Source organism: Pseudoroseomonas cervicalis ATCC 49957 (assembly GCF_000164635.1).
Classification (GTDB): domain Bacteria; phylum Pseudomonadota; class Alphaproteobacteria; order Acetobacterales; family Acetobacteraceae; genus Pseudoroseomonas; species Pseudoroseomonas cervicalis.
The window spans coordinates 1-1,543 of the sequence record NZ_GG770928.1 but is presented as its reverse complement, the minus strand read 5'-3'; the positions used below and the strand labels follow the sequence as shown (position 1 = coordinate 1,543).

General features: G+C 72.6%; 2 protein-coding genes. One reads left to right on the top strand and one right to left on the bottom strand.

Annotated elements, in window-relative coordinates; translation table 11 throughout:
• Positions 1-204 (bottom strand): iron-sulfur cluster assembly protein (locus tag HMPREF0731_RS20455; protein WP_007006133.1); only part of this gene is annotated, 204 nt, incomplete at its 3' end.
• Between the two features lie 319 nt (positions 205-523).
• On the opposite strand from HMPREF0731_RS20455, the gene hflK reads away from it, so the two are divergent.
• On the top strand, positions 524-1,543 hold a 1,020-nt coding region (gene hflK / locus HMPREF0731_RS20450), incomplete at its 3' end, for an FtsH protease activity modulator HflK (protein ID WP_007006131.1).

The window sequence follows — 1,543 nt, the reverse complement described above, 5'->3', positions numbered from 1 at the left end:
GGCGGCGGCGGCGCGCTCGGCCGCCTGGCGCAGCGGCTCCAGCCCGCGGGCGCGCTCGCGCGGGACGGAGAGGGCGAACTGCACCAGCCCGTCCCGCGCCGACAGCCCCTGCAGCATGCCGGAGGCGACCAGGTCCTGCCCGGTCTCCGGATCGCTCAGCCGGGCCAGGGCGGCACGCACGGCATCGGCCAGAGTGTCTGACATCGCTTGAAAACCCCCTCAACCCGGACAATATCGGCCGCGCCCTCGCCGGTGCGTGATGCGCATGCATTGCAGCCCGGCCCGGACAGGGCGACATATGGTCCGGCCCTGTCGCCCATGCACGCCCCTTGTGCAAGCGTCCGCGGCCGGGAGCACGAGCGAGCAGAGGGAGCGACAGGCAGACATGCCCTGGAATACGAGCGGCGGATCCGGCCCAGGAGGCAGCCCTTGGGGCAATCCTCGCCCCGGCGGACCTTGGGGGCAGCCGCCCCAGGGCGGCGGCGGCGGGCGCGGCCCGGGTGGCAATCCCGATCTGGATGAGGTGATCCGCCAGGCGCAGGCCGCGCTGCGGCGCTACCTGCCCTTCGGCGGCGGGGGCGGCAGCGGCAAATGGCTGGGCCTCGGCGCCGCGGCGCTGCTGGTGGTCTGGGCGGCCAGCGGCATCTACCGCGTGCAGCCGGACGAGCAGGGCGTGGTGATGCGCTTCGGCGCCTTCCACCGCACCACCCAGCCCGGCCTGAACTACCGCATCCCCTGGCCGGTGGAGAGCGTCACCACCCCGCGCGTGACGCGCATCAACCGCATCGATATCGGCTTCCGCGCCCCCAACGACACGCCGCTGACGCGCCCCGTCTCCGCCCGCGACGTGCTGGAGGAGAGCCTGATGCTGACCGGCGACGAGAACATCATCGACATCGACTTCGCGGTGTTCTGGCGCATCCGCAATGCCGGCGAGTATCTGTTCAACACCCGCAACCCCGACCAGACGGTGAAGTCGGCGGCCGAGAGCGTGATGCGCGAGGTGGTCGGCCAGACGCCGATCCAGCCGGCGCTGACCGAGGCGCGCGCCGATATCGAGACGCGGGTGCGCACCGGCGTGCAGTTCATCCTGGACCAGTACGGCTCGGGCATCGAGCTGACCCAGGTGCAGCTGCTGAAGGTCGACCCGCCGGCCGAGGTGATCGACACCTTCCGCGACGTGCAGCGCGCCAATGCCGACCGCGAGCGCCTGCGCAACCAGGCCGAGGCCTACCGCAACGAGATCATCCCGCAGGCCCGCGGCGAGGGGCAGCGCATGATCCAGGAGGCCGAGGGCTTCCGCGAGAGCACCGTGGCCCGCGCCCGCGGCGAGGCGGCGCGCTTCGTCAGCGTGCTGACCGCCTATCAGACGGCCCGCGACGTGACGGTGCGCCGCATCTACATGGAGACGATGGAGGAGATCCTGCGCCGCAACCCGAAGCTGGTGATCGACGACCGGCTGCAGGGCGTGGTGCCCTATCTGCCGCTCGATGGCAGCACCGGCGGCGCGCAGCGCCCGGCCGCCCGCAACGGCGCCCCGCCG